The organism is Caldisericum sp., assembly GCA_022759145.1.
In the GTDB taxonomy this organism is placed as follows: domain Bacteria; phylum Caldisericota; class Caldisericia; order Caldisericales; family Caldisericaceae; genus Caldisericum.
Window position 1 is genome coordinate 1 of the sequence record JAEMPV010000058.1, and the last position, 3,073, is coordinate 3,073.

A 3,073-nucleotide genomic window follows, 5' to 3' on the forward strand; every position below is an offset into this window, starting at 1 on the left:
AAAGTTCTTGAACCTGTTTTTAATAGAGAAAAGAAGCATAAAGTTGAAATAAAGGATTCAGAAATTGATGAATTATTAAATGAAATAGAGGCTTCATATAAAAAAGGTGAAAAAGTTCTTGTAATAGCAAATACTGTAAAAAAAGCTCAAGATTTATACAACCAGTTAAAATATCTTGGAAATGTTAAACTCCTCCATTCTTTATTTGTCCAGAAGGATAGAAAAATAAAAGAATCAGAGATACAAAATGACTATAAGGGCAATGGCGCAGTTATCTGGATAACAACTCAGTTAGTCGAAGCCTCGCTTGATATTGATTATGATATACTTTTTACAGAGATTGCAACCCTTGACTCTCTAATACAGCGAATGGGAAGAATATACAGAAGAAATGGAAGGATAATAAACGAAGCAGAACCGCCCAATATAGTAATTGCAACCAATAAACCGTCTGATAAATATAAAATATACGATAAAGAAATCGTTGATTTCACAGAGGGAATCTTGAAAAACTATAACGGAAAAATTCTCACAGAAGAATTGAAAAATGAAATGATAAATGAGGTGTATGATTTAAACAAAATCAAATCGACGGAATATTTTAAAAAGTTCAAATATGCTTATGACTTGCTCGATAATGGGTTTGAAGTCGATGAAAGAGGCGAGGCTCAGAGGCTTTTTAGAGACATTGCAAATATTTCTGTTATTCCTGAAAGTGTATATTACGCAAATAAGGAAATGATTGATAGTGCTATTGATAAAATCAGTGATAAAAAAATTCAACTTGTAGAAAGATTGAAGGAACTGAAGATTATAAATGACTTTATTGTTAGTATTCCTGCCTATAGATTTAATAGAGACGACATTTATCCAATTTCGGAAAAGCACAGAATCTATGCCTTTAGGACAAAATATGATTATGACCTGGGTGTAACATTTGAAAAGGCAGAACTCGATGATTTTTCAAACATTATTTAATTATGGAAAAAGACGATGCTTTTGATAAATTAAGAATAACAGGACTAAAGGTAAACTATCTTCATGTGTGTAAGAGAAAACTTTGGTTTTTTGATAGAGGAATAGGTATGGAAAATACATCCGATAAAGTTCTTTTAGGTGCGCTCCTTCAAGATTATTCATATCCGAAAGAGAAGAAAAGAGATGTTTTGATTGATGACCTTATCCAGATTGATTTGCTTGATGCGGATACAGTAAGAGAGATAAAATATTCTGATAAATTAAAAGAAGCCGACAGAGCACAAATCCTGTACTATCTTTATTATCTTAAAAAGAATGGTGTTCATAAAATTGGGGTTATAAATTATCCAAAGATGAAGAAGCGAGAAGAAATTATCTTGACAGAGGAACTTGAAAAAGAAGTTGAGAACGATCTAATAAAGATCAAAGAGGTTTTAAATCTTGACCGACCTCCAAAGGCTGAGAAAAAACCTTACTGCTCGAAATGCGCTTACTACGAACTTTGCTGGAGTTAAACTATGAGTAAACCATATTACATTTTTTCAAGTGGAAGACTTTCAAGAAAAGAAAACACAATTTATGTAGAAGTCGAAGATAATATAAAGAAATCTATACCTATTGAAGATGTAGAATCATTACATATTTTTGGTGAAGTCGACTTAAATACGAAATTTCTGAACTTTTTGTCTCAGCAGAATATACCAATTCATTTTTATAACTATTATGGCTTTTACTCAGGAAGTTTTATGCCACGTGAGAAAAATATCTCCGGAAATCTTACAGTAAAACAAGTTGAGTTTTATATTGATCAAATTAAAAGGCAATACATTGCAATTTCTTTTATTGAAGGGGCAATTTTTCATATGCAAAGAAACTTAAGAGAATATGAGGGAACAGAAAAGTTTGTTGAGGTATTGAAAACAGAGTTGTCGAATGCCTATAATACAAAGTCAATCCCCGAACTAATGGGCTGTGAAGGGAGAGCAAGAGATGCATATTATCAGGCGTTCAATGTAATATTAAAAAACAACTTTTCTTTTGTTAAGAGAGAAAAAAGACCACCAACAAATCCCATAAATGCACTGATATCATTTGGAAACTCTATTATTTATTCGATTGTTTTAACGCAGATTTATCTTACGCAACTTAATCCAACTATAAGCTATCTTCACGAACCTGGAGAAAAGAGATATTCGTTAAGCCTTGACATTGCGGAGATTTTTAAGCCTCTCATTGTGGATCCTGTTATTTTCAAGTTAGTAAATAATAATATGTTGAACGAAGATGACTTTGAAGAGGATCTAAATTTTTGCTATTTAACAGAAAATGGAAGAAAAAAGTTTATCAAAGAAATTGACCAAAAGCTAAATACTACTATAAAACACAGAAAGTTGAAAAGGAATGTTTCATATAAACAACTAATAAGACTTGAATGTTATAAATTGATTAAGCACTTTTTAAGCGATGAAGTATATGTTCCATTTAAGGCATGGTGGTAATTATGCCATATTTAATAGTGGTTTATGATGTTGAGGAAGACAGGGTTAACAAGGCAAGAAAAATATTAAAGAAATATTTTCACTGGGTTCAAAATTCTGTATTTGAGGGCGATATAACAGAGTCCAAACTTGAAAGATGCAAAATGGAATTAAGTAAAGCAATTGACTTATCGAAAGACTCGGTTTACTTTTATCGACTTGAAAACAGGTTAAACTTTAAAAAGGATGTGCTTGGTGTTGAGAAAGAAATTACCGGAAACTTTTTGTAATTGCAGCGAAGGTGTTTTTGGTGGCTTTTTCGACAAATCATTTATTTATAATGTGTTTACATGGAAATATTTTGTAAATAAAAAGACTCATCGGTGGTTTAATGCATATAAGATAATTCTTAGACATTTTTTATGTGACCCTGGTGCTTGAAATAGTTTGCTGTTGATGAGTTTTATTTTACATTGAAAACTGTTACAATAATATTTTGGTTTTATCTGAACTATATGGGATATAAATAGGAAGAGAGTGCACAGGCAAAGTTAAACGCTACACGTTTTATCTGAACTATATGGGATATAAATTGCCTAAAACACGACCTATGAGGT

The 3,073-nt window shown here is 31.3% G+C and carries 4 protein-coding genes; all 4 read left to right on the top strand.

What is annotated here, in order from left to right; translation table 11 throughout:
- Positions 1–978, top strand: a 978-nt coding sequence (gene cas3 / locus JHC30_03825) for a CRISPR-associated helicase Cas3' (protein MCI4463282.1), incomplete at its 5' end; no start/stop codon positions are given.
- 2 nt (positions 979–980) lie between these two features.
- Positions 981–1,493, top strand: a complete 513-nt coding sequence (gene cas4 / locus JHC30_03830; protein MCI4463283.1) for a CRISPR-associated protein Cas4 — start codon at positions 981–983, stop codon at positions 1,491–1,493.
- Between the two features lie 3 nt (positions 1,494–1,496).
- Complete coding sequence (gene cas1b / locus JHC30_03835; GenBank protein ID MCI4463284.1) at positions 1,497–2,477, top strand: type I-B CRISPR-associated endonuclease Cas1; 981 nt, start codon at positions 1,497–1,499, stop codon at positions 2,475–2,477.
- Positions 2,478–2,479: 2 nt separating this feature from the next.
- Complete coding sequence (gene cas2 / locus JHC30_03840; protein ID MCI4463285.1) at positions 2,480–2,746, top strand: CRISPR-associated endonuclease Cas2; 267 nt, start codon at positions 2,480–2,482, stop codon at positions 2,744–2,746.
- The last annotated feature ends 327 nt before the right edge of the window (positions 2,747–3,073 follow it).

What these genes read in the sequence shown, in the direction of transcription:
- cas4 (MCI4463283.1), top strand. Translation starts at nt 981, where the DNA reads ATGGAAAAAGACGATGCTTTTGATAAATTAAGAATAACAGGACTAAAG.
- cas1b (MCI4463284.1), top strand. Translation starts at nt 1,497, where the DNA reads ATGAGTAAACCATATTACATTTTTTCAAGTGGAAGACTTTCAAGAAAA.
- cas2 (MCI4463285.1), top strand. Translation starts at nt 2,480, where the DNA reads ATGCCATATTTAATAGTGGTTTATGATGTTGAGGAAGACAGGGTTAAC.